This is a genomic window from Pseudomonas sp. RL_5y_Pfl2_73 (assembly GCF_963970515.1).
Lineage (GTDB): Bacteria > Pseudomonadota > Gammaproteobacteria > Pseudomonadales > Pseudomonadaceae > Aquipseudomonas.
The window spans coordinates 1-1013 of sequence record NZ_CAXAPD010000119.1 but is presented as its reverse complement, the minus strand read 5'-3'; the positions used below and the strand labels follow the sequence as shown (position 1 = coordinate 1013).

Genomic DNA, 1013 nt, shown 5'->3' with positions numbered 1-1013 from the left:
GGGGACGGTGGTCTCCTTCGTGAGCAACCGGGCGCAGATCGTCCAGGTGCAATCGCTGTTGACGGCCTTGCAAGCGTCATCAACGCAAGAAGAACAACTGCTCGCGCTGAACGAACTGGCCCGCGAGTTGGCGCGCTTGGATCACCGCGTCGCGCACGGCGCGCCGTGGCATCAACGCTTTGGCTTGAACCGCAATGAAACATTGCTTGAGCTGCTGTGGCCACGTTATGTCGAGGCCAACAACCGCCTGATCCGCGACCCGGCGGAGGCGCGGTTGCGCGAGCAACTGAGCGCCCTGGTCCAACTCGCACCGGGCAGCCCCGAACGGGCCGAGCGCACTCGTGACGCCTACGATCAGCTCAAGGCGTACCTGATGATGGCGCGCCCGGAAAAAGCCGAGGCGCACCTGTTGGTCAAGACCCTGGGCCACGTCGAGCCCGCGCGTGACGGCATCGCCCCCGGCCTCTGGCAAACCTATGCACCGAACCTCTGGCAGTTCTACGCCGAGCAATTGCCCGCGCACCCGGACTGGCGCATCGAGGCCGATTCTCGCTTGGTGGCGCAGGTGCGCCAGGTGTTGCTCGATCAGATGGGCCAACGCAACGCCGAGGCCAGCCTGTATAAACGCGTGCTCGACGAAGCCGCCCAGCATTACCCGGCCCTGGGCCTGCAACAGATGGTCGGCGACACCGAGGCCACCGCGTTGTTTTCCAGCAAGGCCAGCGTACCGGGGGTGTTCACCCGCCAGGCCTGGGAGGGTCAGGTGCGCCGGGCCATCGAGGAGATCGCCCAGGCGCGCCGTGAGGAAATCGACTGGGTGCTCAGCGACAAACCCGGCGATGTCGATGACCGTTTGACCCCCGATGTGCTCAAGGCACGCCTGACCGAGCGCTATTTCCAGGCCTACGCCGGCGCCTGGCTGAACTTCCTCAACAGCCTGCGTGCGCGTCAAGCCAAAAACCTGGACCAGGCGATCGATCAATTGGCGCTGATGAGCGACACCCGCCAATCAC

General features: G+C 65.0%; 1 protein-coding gene. It reads left to right on the top strand.

What is annotated here, in order from left to right; translation table 11 throughout:
* Positions 1-1013, top strand: a 1013-nt coding sequence (locus tag AACY42_RS28495; protein WP_339483840.1) for an ImcF-related family protein, incomplete at both ends; no start/stop codon positions are given.